This is a genomic window from Psychrobacter cibarius (assembly GCF_904845955.1).
Classification (GTDB): domain Bacteria; phylum Pseudomonadota; class Gammaproteobacteria; order Pseudomonadales; family Moraxellaceae; genus Psychrobacter; species Psychrobacter cibarius_B.
In genome coordinates this window covers 693,429-709,314 of record NZ_CAJGYX010000001.1, presented here as the reverse complement: position 1 = coordinate 709,314, position 15,886 = coordinate 693,429, and the positions used below count along the sequence as shown (strand labels likewise).

The 15,886-nt window shown below is 42.2% G+C and carries 9 protein-coding genes, 2 tRNA genes and 2 pseudogenes; 7 read left to right on the top strand and 6 right to left on the bottom strand.

Going from position 1 to position 15,886, the window contains the following annotated elements; translation table 11 throughout:
- Positions 1 to 511: 511 nt before the first annotated feature.
- The 7 genes and pseudogenes from JMV76_RS15045 to JMV76_RS02750 form a co-directional block, all read left to right on the top strand.
- A pseudogene (locus JMV76_RS15045) lies at positions 512 to 871 on the top strand (type I restriction-modification system subunit M N-terminal domain-containing protein); the annotation flags it as partial.
- Positions 872 to 1,084 (top strand): SAM-dependent methyltransferase, encoded by a 213-nt coding sequence (locus tag JMV76_RS15040; protein ID WP_265090269.1) that lies wholly within the window; start codon positions 872 to 874, stop codon positions 1,082 to 1,084.
- Positions 1,081 to 1,782 (top strand): IS1 family transposase, encoded by a 702-nt coding sequence (locus JMV76_RS02770; protein WP_201501524.1) that lies wholly within the window; start codon positions 1,081 to 1,083, stop codon positions 1,780 to 1,782. The genes JMV76_RS15040 and JMV76_RS02770 overlap by 4 nt, the downstream gene beginning before the upstream one ends.
- Complete coding sequence (locus tag JMV76_RS02765) at positions 1,760 to 2,839, top strand: SAM-dependent methyltransferase (RefSeq protein WP_265090261.1); 1,080 nt, start codon at positions 1,760 to 1,762, stop codon at positions 2,837 to 2,839. Before JMV76_RS02770 ends, JMV76_RS02765 begins: the two co-directional genes overlap by 23 nt.
- Positions 2,829 to 4,187, top strand: a complete 1,359-nt coding sequence (locus JMV76_RS02760; RefSeq protein ID WP_201501523.1) for a restriction endonuclease subunit S — start codon at positions 2,829 to 2,831, stop codon at positions 4,185 to 4,187. Before JMV76_RS02765 ends, JMV76_RS02760 begins: the two co-directional genes overlap by 11 nt.
- Before the next feature lie 86 nt (positions 4,188 to 4,273).
- Positions 4,274 to 4,732 (top strand): hypothetical protein, encoded by a 459-nt coding sequence (locus JMV76_RS02755; protein ID WP_201501522.1) that lies wholly within the window; start codon positions 4,274 to 4,276, stop codon positions 4,730 to 4,732.
- 45 nt (positions 4,733 to 4,777) lie between these two features.
- A complete protein-coding gene (locus tag JMV76_RS02750) occupies positions 4,778 to 7,960 on the top strand; it encodes a type I restriction endonuclease subunit R (protein ID WP_201501521.1) in 3,183 nt (1,060 codons plus the stop codon).
- A 708-nt stretch (positions 7,961 to 8,668) separates the two neighbouring features.
- Here the strand turns inward: JMV76_RS02750 and JMV76_RS02745 are convergent.
- The 6 genes and pseudogenes from JMV76_RS02745 to JMV76_RS02720 form a co-directional block, all read right to left on the bottom strand.
- On the bottom strand, positions 8,669 to 10,027 hold the full coding sequence (locus JMV76_RS02745; RefSeq protein WP_201501520.1) for a tyrosine-type recombinase/integrase: 1,359 nt from the start codon (positions 10,025 to 10,027) through the stop codon (positions 8,669 to 8,671).
- Positions 10,028 to 10,192: 165 nt separating this feature from the next.
- Positions 10,193 to 10,279 (bottom strand) — tRNA-Leu (locus tag JMV76_RS02740).
- A 123-nt stretch (positions 10,280 to 10,402) separates the two neighbouring features.
- A tRNA-Cys gene (locus JMV76_RS02735) sits at positions 10,403 to 10,476 on the bottom strand.
- 396 nt (positions 10,477 to 10,872) lie between these two features.
- On the bottom strand, positions 10,873 to 11,970 hold the full coding sequence (locus JMV76_RS02730; RefSeq protein ID WP_087815049.1) for a formate dehydrogenase accessory sulfurtransferase FdhD: 1,098 nt from the start codon (positions 11,968 to 11,970) through the stop codon (positions 10,873 to 10,875).
- Between the two features lie 85 nt (positions 11,971 to 12,055).
- Positions 12,056 to 14,426 (bottom strand): annotated as a pseudogene (locus JMV76_RS15225) (FdhF/YdeP family oxidoreductase).
- 146 nt (positions 14,427 to 14,572) lie between these two features.
- On the bottom strand, positions 14,573 to 15,880 hold the full coding sequence (locus JMV76_RS02720) for an RNA-guided endonuclease InsQ/TnpB family protein (protein ID WP_201501519.1): 1,308 nt from the start codon (positions 15,878 to 15,880) through the stop codon (positions 14,573 to 14,575).
- Between the last annotated feature and the right edge of the window lie 6 nt (positions 15,881 to 15,886).

Sequence of the window (15,886 nt, the reverse complement as noted above, 5' to 3'; positions counted from 1 at the left end):
AGCTAACGCTTAGTCTGAAATGCTTAGCTGATATGCTGAAGAAATGTGATCCTCGCCAGTTTTCTGTACTTATATAGGTTTACATAGTAGTAACATTTAGAAATTAATGCTAACATTAGTTGACTTGTAAAACAATTTAATAAACTTCTATTTATCAAAAATACCTTTTAGTATTCGACAGGAACTTCACCGTTGTCGTCCGTACGATAATATTCTTAGGTCTATATAAATTCTGAGTCCAGCAAAATAAAAATTAACCATTGTTTATGATCTATATTGAGTACGAGATAACAGTTCCTTCCAAAAATGAGTTGATAGATAAGCTTGCTTAAAAGCACAATCTCGCTAAAATTGTTACCACAAAACAAATCACTTTCTTGTACGGCTAACCATGCATTCATTGCATGGTTAGCTATCAGAACATAGAGAACAAAAAAACATGGCTAAAACACCGGTAAGCAAAAAAGATAAAACAGACAATGGTAATTTTGAATAAGCTCTTTGGGATGCGGCCAACAAGCTACGAGGTAGCGTCGAATCATCAGAATATAAGCACATCGTCCTTAGCCTGATTTTCTTAAAATTCATCAGTGATACTTTTGAGCAGCAGCGCCAAAAGCTCATCGATACAGGCTATGAAAAGCATATCGATATGGTGCAAGCCTATACCAAAGATAATGTGTTCTATTTGCCAGAAGAAAGTCGCTGGAGTTTCATTCAGCAGAATGCCAAGCAAGAAGATATCGCGCTTAAAATCGATACGGCGCTTAGCACGATTGAAAAAACCAACCAATCGCTTAAAGGTGCATTACCTGATAACTACTTCTCGCGTTTGGGCTTAACGGCCAGTAAGCTTGCCGCCTTGATTGATGTGGTCAATAACATCGACACCATCGGTAACCCAGAAGAAGACACGGTAGGGCGCGTGTACGAATATTTCTTGGGTAAGTTTGCCGCGACTGAAGGCAAAGGCGGTGGTGAGTTCTATACGCCCAAGTCCGTGGTCAGGTGGTGTATCAGAAAGTATGCTGAGGAAATAAAGGAGGGTGACAGCCAAAGCAAGATGATATATTTGAGGTTATGAAGACACAAATAGATATCAGCTGTCCCGACTGTCACAGCCCCAGTTTAAAGAAAAACGGCATAAAAAGCTATGGTAAGCAGAACTACCAATGCAAGGACTGCAAACGTCAATTCATAGGTGACCATGCCTTAACCTACCAAGGCTGTCACTCTAGAATAGAAGACATCATACGGCTGATGACGGTTAGAGGTTGTGGCATCAGAGACATTGCTGTTGTCATGTCTATCAGTATTGGTAAAGTATTGAGCACCATAGGCTCATCTGTTTATAAGATCGCGCCTAAAAAGAGCTACTATGAACGCTTAGAGGTTGATGAGTTTTGGACTTACGTGTATCGCAAGAAGCGTAAAGTCTGGCTCATCTACGCTTATGACCGTGCTACCAATGAGATTGTCGCTTATGTTTGGGGCAAACGTGACTTAAAAACGGCTAAGAAGCTAAGAGCACGTTTAAAGCAGTTTAAAGTCAGCTATGACTCTATTAGTATGGACAACTGGGATAGCTTTAAAACCGCCTTTAAAAGTGATAACAAACGAATTGGCAAACAACATACGGTAGGTATAGAAGGTAATAACTGCCGCCTTAGACATCGATTACGTCGAGCCGTTCGAAAGACCTGTTGCTTCTCAAAAAAGCTTGATAACCACTTTAAGACGTTTGATTTGGTGTTCTTTTATGTCAATTATGGTTACGTCTGATGACAGCATACTTTTTAGAACACCACCCGTGGTCAATCTCATTGCAGAAATGGTTGAGCCGTATCAAGGCAAAATCTATGATCCCTGCTGCGGTTCAGGCGGTATGTTCGTCCAGTCCATCAAGTTCATCGAAAGTCACCACGGCAATACTAAAGACGTGTCTATCTATGGGCAAGAGTACACCAGCACGACCTACAAGCTTGCTAAGATGAACCTTGCCATTCGTGGTATCTCTAGCAACTTGGGTGATGTGGCAGCCGATACGTTCTTTAAAGATCAGCACGAAGACCTCAAAGCTGACTTCATTATGGCGAACCCACCTTTTAACCAAAAAGACTGGCGTGCGGCTGATGAGCTGGTCGATGACCCACGCTGGGCAGGCTATCCGACACCGCCGACGGGCAATGCCAACTATGCGTGGATATTGCACATGATATCCAAGCTCTCTGAGCATGGTACAGCAGGTTTTGTACTGGCCAATGGCTCGATGTCTACCACCACCAGTGGTGAAGGCGAGATACGTGAGCAAATCATCAAAAACGATCTGGTCGATTGTATGATTGCGCTACCGGGGCAGTTGTTTTATACCACGCAGATTCCGGTGTGTTTATGGTTTATCAGTAAAGACAAACAAGCCAAATCCGCTGACAGCCAAGCTCGTGGATTGCGTAATCGCACAGGCGAAACGCTGTTCATCGATGCACGTGCTATCGGCAGCATGATTAGCCGTACTAATAAAGAACTCACGAAAGATGATATCGAAGCCATTGCCAAGACTTATCATGCATGGCGTGGTGAAAAGGAAGCAGGCGGTTACGAAGCCTATAGCGATGAGGCAGGCTACTGTAAATCTGCAAGCCTAGATGATATCAAAGCCAATGATTATGTGCTCACCCCTGGGCGCTATGTCGGTGCTGCGGCTATAGAAGATGACGGCATATCGTTTGAGACTAAAATGCTGGATCTAAGCCAAACTCTGTATGCACAGATGCAAGAGTCACAGAAGCTCGATGCGACGATTCGTCAGAACTTGGAGGTGTTGGGTTATGGCGAGTGATTGGATAAAAACTACGTTAGATGATGTATGCATTAAAATAACTGATGGTGCTCACAAAAGTCCAAAGTCTGTTGACTCTGGAAAACCAATGGCATCTGTAAAAGATTTGGAGTTCTATGGTCTGAATCTTGAAACTGCGCGTCACATATCAGAAGAAGATTATGATGACCTAGTTAAACAAGGTTGTAAGCCAGAACTAGGTGATGTATTAATCGCAAAAGATGGCAATAGTGCATTAGACACAGTATGTACTTTTGAAAAAGATGCTGAAGTTGTACTTTTATCCTCGGTTGCAATACTAAGACCTAATCCTGCGAAAATTAACTCAAGATTTCTCAAATATTATTTCTTATCCTCTCGAACTGTAGAGTATCTGAAAAGAAATTTCATATCTGGTGCTGCTATTCCTCGTGTAGTTTTAAGAGATTTTAAGAAAGCTGAAATATCACTCCCCTTGATGCCCGAACAAAAAGCTATCGCTCACATTCTCGGCTCTTTAGACGACAAAATCGAGCTAAACCGCCAAATGAACGAAACGCTAGAGGCGATGGCGCAGGCATTGTTTAAGAGTTGGTTTGTCGATTTTGATCCTGTTATTGATAATGCGCTCGCAGCTGGTAACGCCATTCCTGATGAGTTCACCGAACGTGCCGAGCAACGTAAAGGCATTGAGAAAAAATACAGTTCAGATATTCAGGACTTGTTTCCTGATGAGTTTGAACTCACTGAGGAAATGGGGTGGATTCCGAAGGGGGGGGAAGTAACACCACTTGCAGCATTAATAAAATTAACTGGAGGTGGTACGCCAAAGACATCAATTCCTGAATATTGGAATGGCGATATTCCTTGGTTCTCGGTTGTAGATGCTCCGTCCTCATCTGATATTTTTGTTCTCGATACTGAAAAACACGTTACCAGTTTAGGTGTAGAGAACTCATCAACTAAAATTTTATCTGTTGGAACAACAATTATTAGTGCACGAGGAACAGTTGGTAAATGTGCCATGGTTTCGCGTCCAATGGCTATGAATCAATCATGCTATGGAGTTTCAGGGAATGAAGGTATTTCTAATACTTTCGTTTATTACTTTGTGTTTCCAAGCGTATCAGAGCTTCAGAGAAAAGGGCATGGATCTGTGTTCAACACCATTACTGGAGATACATTTAAATCCATTAATGTAGCATTTAGCGGTGGACGTTTAACACGGGAGTTTGACAATTTAGTAAGTCCTTACTTTGAAAAAATATTAGCAAATAGTCTTCAAGCAAAAACCCTATCAAAACTCCGCGACACCCTTTTACCTAAGTTAATGTCAGGTGAGTTGCGTATTTCTGATGTTATTTTTTAGGAGGAGCTTTGCTTACCTATCTAAGCCTGGTTTACTGACATGCTGAGCAGAATTATAATCAAAAATACAATATAGCGAGAGAAGATATGCAAAATAAAGTTCCACTACCTACAGATAATATATATAAGTTCTTTGCTCTTTTCGGGTTGATACTTTTAATCTTTAGCTTAGGTGCGACCACATATATTACGAAAGAAGCTAATGTTCAGCTTATAGATATTGCTATTCAATTAGATAATGCAAATAGTAACAATCTTTCAGACGAAACTAAAAATATTACAAAAGGATATAGAGATGTCATAGTTTCAGATAGAGAAGGCTTTAAAGGTTTATTAATTGGACTTGCTTTATTTGGAACTATCCTTGGTTTATTCGGTTTTTATAAATGGATAGGTAAAATACAACCTCAGCAAGATGAGTTGATTGCTCTTCAATTGAAAAAAGAGGGGCACGAAGTAATCGAGTATGCTAAAAAAGATGAGTTGCTAGAGCTTCAAATTGAGAAAGAAAAACTTGAAATTGAATTGCTTAAAAAGAAGCAATAATAAAATATTATTGCTCTTTTCAAAAATATAACAAAGGACGAAGCATTGAAATTCACCGAAGACAGGCTTGAACAAGCCATTATCGAGCTACTAGTGGCTGAAAGCTATCCACATACGGTTGGCGAAGCACTCGACCGTAATCCTGACGATGTGCTGATTAAGTCTGATCTTCGACAGTTTCTAGCCACTCGCTATAAAGATGACTTGATCACAGAGTATGAGATTGAGTCCATTATTCATAAGCTTGAGTACCTTCCGGCGTCTGATCTGTACGATACCAATAAAGCCATCATGAAATTTGTCGCTGATGGATTTTTCTTGAAGCGTGAGGACTATACCCAAAAAGACTTATATATCCAGCTCATTGATTATGAAGCACTCGATAACAATTGCTTTCGCATCATTAATCAGATGGAAGTACAAGGCTTTGAGCTGCGTATTCCTGATGGCATTCTTTATATCAATGGCTTGCCACTGGTGGTGTTTGAGTTTAAGAGCAGCATCCGTGAAGATGCCACCATGTTTGATGCCTATAACCAGCTGACCACTCGCTATAAGCGTGATATTCCAGAGCTGTTTAAATACAATGCCTTATGCGTCATTAGTGATGGAGTCAACTCAAAGATGGGTTCCTTCTTTGCCCCGTATGAGTTCTACTACTCTTGGCGCAAAGTCACTGGCGATGAAAAGCTTGAGAAAGACAGTATCCATTCCTTACTAACCATGATCAGCGGATTATTTGATAAAGCACGTTTGGTTGATGTCATCCGCAACTTCATCTATGTGCCTGACAAATCAAGCTTTGATGCGAAAATCGTCTGTCGTTATCCGCAGTATTATGCAGCTACCAAACTGTTTGATAATATTAAACGTCATATGAAAGTGCTTGATGTAAACGGCAAGTTTGATGAGAGCGATGCTTTACGAGATGGAAAGGGTGGTACGTACTTCGGTGCCACTGGCTGTGGTAAGAGTTTTACCATGCTATTTCTCGCACGTCTGCTGATGCGTGACGTTGAGCTTGGCAGTCCAACCATTATCTTAATCACTGATCGCACCGATTTAGACGGTCAGCTGTCTGAAACATTTACCAATGCCAAGACCTATATCGGCGATGACAATATCATCAGTGTCGAAAGTCGAGCGCATCTACGCGAACAGTTAAAAGGTCGCAGAAGTGGCGGTGTGTTCTTGACAACCATCCATAAGTTCACTGAAGACTTAGCCCTACTGACCGAGCGTACCAACGTCATCTGTATCTCAGATGAAGCGCACCGCAGCCAAATTAATCTCCAGCAAAAGGTCACCGTCACCGAAGATGGAGTGAAAAAGACTTACGGCTTCGCTAAGTACCTACATGATTCATTACCCAATGCCACATACGTTGGCTTCACAGGTACACCGATTGATGCCACCTTAGATGTCTTCGGTCCAGTCATTGATAGCTATACTATGGTCGAGTCGGTATTCGACGAAATTACCGTGCGTATTGTCTATGAAGGCCGCGCTGCCAAAGTGCTACTCGATAGCAAGCAGCTTGATGAAGTAGAGAAATACTATCAAGAAAGTGCTGACGCTGGCACCAATGAGTATCAGATAGAGAAAAGTAAAAAAGCCATGGCGAGCATGTCTACCATTCTTGGTGATCCCGACCGCATCAGAGCCATTGCTGAAGACTTTGTGACACATTATGAAGCGCGAGTAGAAGAGGGCACGACGCAAAAAGGCAAGGCGATGTTTGTCTGTAGCAGTCGTGAAGCTGCTTATCAATTATATAAAGACATTATAGAGCTGCGTCCCGAATGGGATGAAGTAAGAGCGTGTGAGGAAGGCTCAACATTATCAGAGAGCGACAAGAAAAATGTCATGCCCATGGAGCGCGTCAAGATGATCATGACTCGCAACAAGGATGATGAAAAAGGTATGTGGGACAATCTGGGTAATAAAGACTACCGCAAAGAGCTGGATCGTCAGTTTAAAAACGGCAAATCTAACTTTAAGATCGCCATCGTCGTCGATATGTGGCTCACAGGCTTTGACGTACCATTTCTCGATACCATCTATATAGATAAACCCCTACAAAAACACAGCCTGATTCAAACCATCTCACGGGTTAACCGTAAGTTTGAAGGCAAAGAAAGCGGCTTAGTGGTTGATTACATCGGCATCAAAAAGCAGATGAACCTTGCGCTCTCGCATTACACTGGTGGTCAGGTTCAAAACCTAGACGATATCCAAAAGTCAGTCGTGGTGGTGAAAGACCATTTGAATCTACTGGATACCGTCTACCATAAGTTCGACTCCACCCTGTACTTTAACGGCACGCCTTTAGAGCAGCTCAATTGCTTGAATGCAGCGGCTGACTTTGCATTGCAATCCAAAAAGCTAGAAAAACGCTTTATGGATTTAGCCAAGCGTCTTAAGTCTGCCTATGATATTTGCGTGGGTAGTGAAGCACTCACCAAGACTCATAAAGACAAGATTCATTACTACCTAGCTATTCGTACCATCATCTTTAAAATCACCACTGGCGGCGCACCTGACGTTGAACAGATGAACCAAAAGGTACGTGATCTGGTAAAAGACGCGCTGATCAGTGATGGCGTAGAAGAGATCTTTAAGCTCGGTGATAACACCGATGGTGAGTTCGATATCTTCGATGAAGACTATCTCGCCAAGCTTGAAGTGATTAAGCAACCTAACACCAAGTTAGAGCTACTACAGCAGCTCCTCGCTAAAGCCATCGGTGAGCTGAAAAAGACCAACAAGGTAAAGGGCGTCGATTTCAGTAAGAAGATGAATGCACTCGTTGAGAAGTATAACGACCGTGACGAGCAAGACTTACTACGTGCTGAAGTCATTGGTGATTTCTCTGATGAAATCATCAAGCTGTATCACGAGCTGCGCGAAGAGATGGTATCGTTTGGAGAGATGGGTATCGACTTTGAAGAAAAAGCGTTTTACGACATCCTGCTGTCACTGGCACATAAGTATGACTTTACCTATCCAGAAGACAAACTGCTTGAGCTGTCAAAAGAAGTGAAAAAGCTCATCGATGAGAAGGCTAAATACACTGACTGGAATAAGCGCGATGATATCAAAGCGGAACTACAGTTTGATTTGATGATATTGCTCGATGAATGGGGCTATCCACCTGTTGATTCAAAAGAAGTGTATAAAGAGATATTTGAGCAGGCTGAGAACTTTAAGAAAAACAGGGTGGTTTAGTTATACTTAGACAGAGTTTGGTATGACCTCTTTGAGTTTGCAAAGCATGGTTATGCTAACTTCATCATGTAAGGCATGGCTACCTGACTCAAGTGAATCAGCCTTCGATATAGTCGGGGCGGTTCACTTTCCAGTTGCAAGCTTCTGACGAGGGTTGGAATATTACCAACAAAAAATGACTTTAGCTATTGAATCATCCCGTAGGGAAGTTTTGATAGCTAAAGTCATTTTTCATTCTTAACCAGAGAGATATGATCATCAGATACTAAAACAGAATAATATTGATCATGACATTAGGTGCATATAAGAAATTATAATAGCTATTTATAAAACTATTGCTTCACGAACCGTAAAACGCTTTATTACCAAGGCCTACAACACACATAGTAGTTCATAAAAAGCTAAAGCATCCATCGAAATACGCCTCTTATTAGAGATCAATCTGCCTAAAAGTAGTGGAAAATCCAACACGTTTGATAGCAATACAACACCTCCATCATTCATCTTCCTATCACTAAAATTCATAATCATTCTAGATATCTTAATATACATACCTAACAGAAGGGGTCAGTTCTATCGTAGCCGCAATAATTACTTCATCAATAAAAAGGTACTATCGTTATAACTATACCTCTTTAGATACCATATACGCTAAAAAGGCATTTTTTAGATATAGTGTGTTTTTCAATCTATTTAGGCATTAAAATACTATTCCTTATTTCTCAATAGCTCCAATACCTTATTCTCTCCAAGCTGAGCAATCAACGCTTGTAACTGTGCAGTAGGATTAGCCTTTACGTCTGTATTCACTTTAAACTCTGCCGTATCTCTACCTTCTCTTAAAGCGTCTAAATAGTCTGCCCACCTTTGCATCATATCACTACGGTCATCAATGTACTCAAATCGACTATAAGCCCCTCCATTAGGATCTTTAGTCGTATGACCCAATGCCATCTCTACAAGCACTAGAGAGTACTTTAACTGCTCTTGCAGTATGGTCTTAGCTGTCGCTCTAAAGCCATGAGCGCAATGTCTATCCTTATACCCTAAATCCTTTAGACGCTTATTAGCAGTCGCATCAGAGATAATCTGGTGCTTTTTTGCCGTCTGGCTAAAAAAGACATATTCTGTATGTCCATTAACCTTTTGTTGTTCACGCAATATAGCTACAGCTTGATCAGGTAGGGGAACAACCATGTCCTTGACCATATTTACCTTGCCTTGACCCTTCAATGGCTTTAATTGCCACCTGCCAGCCTCTAGGTCTAGATCTGCCCAGCGCATACGTCTTAGGTCACCATTACGAACAAAGAGAAGCGCTAATAGCCTAAGAGAGTTTATGGTGTTTGGATCACCTTCTATTGTTTCAATATCTCTAAGAAGTTCAGCCAAGTCCGGCGGTTTAGTAACCGCAGGACGATGACCGTAACTTGACTTAGCCAACTGACTCTTAATGAGTGCCGCAGGATCACTCGTACAGAAGCCTCGTGCCCCAGCATAGACAAACACATCACTGGCAATACCAGCACAGCGTACAGCCTTATCTGTAGGCTTACCATCCTTGTTTAATGAGTTGGCTTGAATGTCTAACAGGACTTCAAGCATTTTAGGAGATGTGATGTCGCTGATTGGCTCGTCACCAATATATTGGCATATAAGCTCAAGACGACCTTTCTTGCGAATGAGAGTATTACTCTTCTGAGTTTGGTCTAAGCTATCGAAATACTCCCATGCAAAGTGATTAAAAGAGTTTTTATTTTTACTAATAAGACTTTTCTTTATCTCTTCACGATGAAATTTTGGGTCAATACCTTTGCTTAGTAGGTCTTCATATTCACGCCAAACTTCACAGGCACGAGCATACGAGGTACTTGGATATATACCGATGGAGATAATACTTTGCTTAGGATTTGAAGGTGGGTAGTAGCGATACATCCATGATTTGGTTTCAGTAGGACGTACCATTAAGAATAGCTTAGGATGGTTTTTGACAGGAACGAAGTATTTTTTATCTTCAGGCTTATGGCTGCTGATGCTTCGGTCTGAACTGATCGCTTTTCTTTCCATATCCTAGATCTCCATGAGTAGACTCAAAACTCGGTATACTTGACAGTATACTCAAAGTGCATGGATTGGGATAGATAGAGCAGGACAGTATGGAACGCCAGATACAACAAAGCCCCTGATATCAGGGGCTTTAGCTGTTCTATAAGATAGTATAGGACTATGTAATGGTACCCGGAGCCGGACTTGAACCGGCACGCTATTACTAGCGAGGGATTTTAAATCCCTTGTGTCTACCAATTTCACCACCCGGGCAAAACTTGTATTATCTAAAAGTAAGCTTTCTACTTGTTAGATAGTGGTCGCTATTATAAGCATTTATATTAATAAAGCAAGCTAAAATTAATATAATATGAATAAAATTTTAACCTAAATAATTGGAGGCTGAGGTCGGAATCGAACCGGCGTTAACGGAGTTGCAGTCCGCTGCATGACCACTCTGCCACCCAGCCAATCAAGGACGCCTATATTAGCAAATATAATTTAAATTACAAGTTATTTTTTAGCTAGATGCGAATTATCTACTCAATTCTCCTTATTTGACCATAAATTAATGGCTATTCAAAGTATTAAGAGGTCAAATTAAGCTATTATCAAGCTTAAAATTAGGAATGGTTCGTCAAAAAACATCATAATTATCAAACACACAACGAAATAATATCTTTATTATTTCGTTGTGTGTTTGATAAAACGAGATAGGGAATAGATAGTGTTTTAAAAAGGTCTTGTTTGAGCTAAAAAGGAGACCGTTTATTATCGAAAAATCAGCGTTATATGTCTGTCATTAAAGCGCTGCAAATGAGAGTTTATGAATAAGTGCGCTTAATGAGAGAGTCGAGCATAAAACTTTATAGGTCTGAATAATTTGAATAGTAAGTGACTCTGTTATCACGCAAAAAACCCGCTAATCCTAAGCCATAACGCTCAGCGACACGCACTGCGGTACTGGTAGGTGCAGACATACCGACTAGCCAAGGGATGCGCCCACGAATCGATTTTTGTATCAGTTCAATCGATAGGCGCGAGGTCATAAGGACGCAGCTAATCTCTATTTTATTGCGCAGTTGCCAACCGATCAGCTTATCAAGCGCATTATGGCGTCCTACATCTTCGAATAGGTATAGCTGCTGATTATACATCGTCGCAGCGGCGTGTACGGCACCAGTCAATTGGTGAGTATGCTGCATCGCATCGACTTGCTGGCGTATTGCTAATAGACAGTCAAGACTTGGTGTATCTGCCTTTTGTCTGTTTTGACGATAGATACTCAAGTCAGGCAGTGCTTGTGTTAGCCCTGTGATGCCGCATATACCACAACCTGTACGCCCTGCTAGCTGACGTTTTTGCGCTTGGATACGCTGATGGCAACGCTGGTTTAGTACTAGCTCCACCACATAAATGTCATAATCTTGCAGTGACGATAAGCTTTGTTCAAATGCTGCAGATTCAAAAATTTCATCCGTAGCATCTCTTATAAATCGTTCCTTTATAAATGAATCTTGCGTGAGATTTTGATAATCTGCAATATCATTCAGTTGGGTAACTTCCCAATCAAGCAGCTCATGACTATGCTGAATTAAGCCTTCGCTAGACAAAAAGCCGACGGCTAAATACTCTAGCTGGTGAGGGCTTGCCATCAGTACCGCATAGTGAATACCATTGATAACGATAGCAACCGCAGCTTCCACTGCTAAGCTCGCTGATTGGCAGTCGATACTGATTTGCTGCATATGGGTCTGTGCAATATTAGTCTTAGCAACACGGGTCTCAATAATGTTGTTAGAGTTATACTTATCTGTCGGATAATGATGCTTTTGCGCCCAATGATTACGTGCAAGCGGCGTTGCAGATGACTCTATAGTTTCTGACGTCTTATCTGTTAGGGTGTTTACCGAAAAATTATCGCTATATTTTGCGTCAGTTTCAGTATCACTTTGGGCAATCATAATACCTCGTTATATCGTATGGTCATTACCAAAATTATCATCTCCTTTAAATATATGCATCATTCAATGATTCGCCCGTTGCTGACTATGCATGATCGGTCGTAACAGCATTTGCCTCAACGCGTTGCAAAACAACGGTCGTCGATTTATACGCTGGTATGTGAGAGTCTGGTGCATGCGTGTCTAAATCAAATAAATCATTACATTCAGGATAATAAGTTGCGACAGCGTTAGCGGCGATATCCATCTCAGTCAATACTAACGGCCCTAGCGTGCGTGGCTGAGCGGTACCGTCTGTGTTATTTGAACCATTTGAGCTGGCATGGCGAGATACCATTACTCGGTCACCTGCTTGCCAACCCAAACGAGTCATTTCATCTGGGTGCATAAACAACACATCACGGCGAGTGGTTTGGCGATAGCGATCTTCAAATCCGAAAATCATGGTATTAAATTGGTCATGGCTACGGACACTGGTCAATTGCCAAATTTTTTGTTCATTGTTTGGCGCACTATTAGTATTATCATTGGGTTTTTTGTCATGGTGAAAGGCTAAAGAGGTCTCTGCCATTTGTGCTGCGACGTAGGTGATAGGGTATTGTGGTACTTCAAATTGCGCTTTGCCACTGTCAGTATTCCACACACGATGCCGCGCAGAATGGTACAAATGAAAGCCACGCTCGGTTTCGCGAATACGCTGATTAAAGTCTTCAAAACCGTCAATCGCTTGGGCGATATAATCACGAACGATGTCAAAGTCTTCACTCATTGCTTGCCAAGGAATGGACGAATCAGCACCAAGCACATGAGTGGCGATATCTGCCACAATTTGTGCTTCAGACTTCAACGTATCGCTGACAGGTTTCAGGTTGCCTCGAGTGGGTACAATCTGACACATGGAATCTTCGATAGTGGCAAATTGCTCACCTTTGGCAGTAATAATACGTTCGGTACGACCTAAGCAAGGCAGAATAAGATTATTCGCGCCCGGATACAGCATAGTTTCATTAAGTTTAGTACCGACAAAAATATTGAGCTGAGTGGTGGTTAAAGCTTGTTGAATCGCACTAGTATCAGGTGCTGCCACGGCATAATTACCGCCCATACTCATAAATACTTTTAGCTTACCGGTAATCAATGCTTTCGCACCAGAGACCACATCAAAGCCATTTTCTTGCGGCATCGGACGTTCAAACACACGCTAGGCTGTCTAGTAGCTTTTGTGCAGGGCGCTCATGGATGCCCATGGTACGGTCGCCCTGTACGTTAGAGTGACCACGAACGGGAGACGCGCCTGCGCCATCAATACCAATCATCCCCATCAATAATAATAGGTTGGTAATCATCGCTAAATTACCATCGCCTTGGACGTGCTGAGTGATGCCCATACCCCACGTGCAAATGGTCGCAGGACTCGCCGCTACCAGTTTTGCTATATTAATGATTTCCTCTTTACTGATACCAGACCCACGTTCCACATCCGGCCATGATTGTTGGCGGAGCCATGCGTCGAGTGCCTCATATCCTGACGTATGCTCATCGATAAAGCTTTGATCGATTTTATTGTTTTTAGTCAGCCACTTAGCGATACCGGTCAAGAGTGCTGCATCGCCGCCGATCTGAATTTGAATGACCTCATCGACCATCTCATCACTTTGACCAGCTGCCATATGCGTGGGCTTTTGCGGATTTCTAAATTTACGTAAGCCTTGTTCGCGCATAGGGTTGATTGAGAGGATTCGACAGCCTTGCTCGTGAGCATGAGCAAGCATTTCAAGCATGCGTGGATGATTGGTCGCAGGATTTTGTCCAAACATCAATATCAGTTTGGCTTGCTCAAAGTCTTCCAATTTCACGGTCGCTTTGCCAATACCCAACTGTCTACCGAGCATTACCGACGTTGGTTCGTGACACATATTGGAGCAATCTGGTAAATTATTGGTGCCAAAACAGCGCACAAACAGCTGATACATAAAGGCGGGCTCGTTGGTCACACGGCCTGAGGTATAAAATAGCGCCTCATCTGGCGAATCAAGCTGTCCTAACTGCTCAGCGATACATTGATAAGCAGCTTCCCAAGAGATTGGTAAGTAGCGGTCTTGCGCGGCATCATAATATACAGGCTCTGATAAACGACCACTATGCTCAAGCTCATAGCCCGACCAGCCTTGTAATTCAGTGACGCTATGTCGCGCAAAAAACTGCGCATCGGCTTTTTTTGTCATGGTCTCACTAGCAATGACTTTGATACCATTTTCACAGACGTCGATGGCTTTATGTGATTTGTGGTCAGGCCAAGCGCAGCCCGGACAGTCGAATCCGCCTTTAGGTTGGTTGCTTTTTAGCACACTTACGCTACCCCGTAAAAAAGTCTGATAATCCATCAGCTTACGAGTAGAGGAAATCAGCGCAGGCCAACCGGCAGCAGGGTGGGAGTAGACAGGAATTTTGCGCATGACAGACCTCATAGTAAATGGCGGTAGCGAACTTTGATATACAGCAACTATATAGTGACGAGCGAGAAGTTTGTAGAAGCATTAACTTTGACATACTCCCACCACTTTCGCCAAGCTCAAGTGGGGGATTCTAAAAGCAGATGCTCTTAGGCGACTTTCTCACGAAGGTCGCTTGTTTTCTGTTTCAACGGGCGACCCTTACTGCATCCTCCTTCCGCAGACAAAACGGCATGTCCTGCCGCTAATATATTACGAGCCGCATTAAAATCAGCGTTCGCAACATACCTACATTTGACGCACTCAAATTTAGACTGAGTTTGTCTATTCTCTTTAGCAATATGCTGACATTGAGAACAGGTTTGACTGGTGTAGTGTGGGTTTACCTTGATCAGTAACCCACCGCGCCATTGCTGTTTGTACTCAAGCATATTAACCATCATGCCCCAGCCTTGATCTAGGATTGATTTGTTTAATCCCGACTTGGCTTTAACATGACGACCTTTGTTCTCCACCGACCCGCTGGCTGATTTCGACATATTAGCGACCTTTAAATCCTCACAAGCAATCATGGCGTGGTTTTTGCTGATGCGGGTGGTGACTTTATGCAAGTAGTCATGGCGAATATTAGCAATGTGGCTGTGTAGCTTTTGAATCTTGCGGTTTTGCTTTTTCCAGTTTTCACTGAATTTTACTTTCTTTGCTAACCCTCGTTGCAATTTGGCAAGTTTGGGTTGATTGGTTTTAAAACTGTTTTTCGGTTTGATGTACTGACCGTTTGAAGTGGTGAGTAGTTTGCTGATACCCATGTCCAAGCCAATGGCGCTTGTGGCATGGTGACGAGGGTTCTCATCCAGTTCTCGCTCCGTACCAAAAGACACGTACCAGTGCCCTGATTTCTTGCTGATGGTGACATTTTTAATTGTACCAATGATGTCTTGCGACTTCCTAAACTTCACCAGGCCAATGCCATTAGGCAGTTTTACTCGATTACCTTCAACACGGCAATATTTATCAAACTGAACCAAGCGAATTGAGTCGCAGCCATCGGATTTGCGCTTAAATCTTGGCATCAACGAGCGTAGCTGGATTTCTGTGCCGTCAGCCAGTTTAAAGAACTTGGGTTTGCGAGGTTTCTTTTTATTGTCTTTTAATCTGGCATGTACTTTAGGATCAAAGAACCGCGACCAAGCCGATGCCAGATCGCGTACTTTTTGTTGTAAAGACACAGCGTTTGAGCTGCTTTTTAGGAAGTTAAAATCAGGATTACTTTTTAAATCTATAATTTTATTAACCAGATTGGTGGCATTAATAAACTCATCTTTAGCAAACATCTCAAATGAGATTGCCAGCATTTGATTCCAAACAAAACGTGCAGAGCCGACAAGATTATTTAAAATAACCTCTTGCTCCGTATTAGGCTCAAGCCTAAATTTATACGCTTTGTTGATTTTCATAAATGC

What these genes read in the sequence shown, in the direction of transcription:
- JMV76_RS02745 (WP_201501520.1), bottom strand. Translation starts at nt 10,027, where the DNA reads ATGGAAAGAAAAGCGATCAGTTCAGACCGAAGCATCAGCAGCCATAAG.
- JMV76_RS02755 (WP_201501522.1), top strand. Translation starts at nt 4,274, where the DNA reads ATGCAAAATAAAGTTCCACTACCTACAGATAATATATATAAGTTCTTT.
- JMV76_RS02730 (WP_087815049.1), bottom strand. Translation starts at nt 11,970, where the DNA reads ATGATTGCCCAAAGTGATACTGAAACTGACGCAAAATATAGCGATAAT.
- JMV76_RS02765 (WP_265090261.1), top strand. Translation starts at nt 1,760, where the DNA reads ATGTCAATTATGGTTACGTCTGATGACAGCATACTTTTTAGAACACCA.
- JMV76_RS02770 (WP_201501524.1), top strand. Translation starts at nt 1,081, where the DNA reads ATGAAGACACAAATAGATATCAGCTGTCCCGACTGTCACAGCCCCAGT.
- JMV76_RS02720 (WP_201501519.1), bottom strand. Translation starts at nt 15,880, where the DNA reads ATGAAAATCAACAAAGCGTATAAATTTAGGCTTGAGCCTAATACGGAG.
- JMV76_RS02760 (WP_201501523.1), top strand. Translation starts at nt 2,829, where the DNA reads ATGGCGAGTGATTGGATAAAAACTACGTTAGATGATGTATGCATTAAA.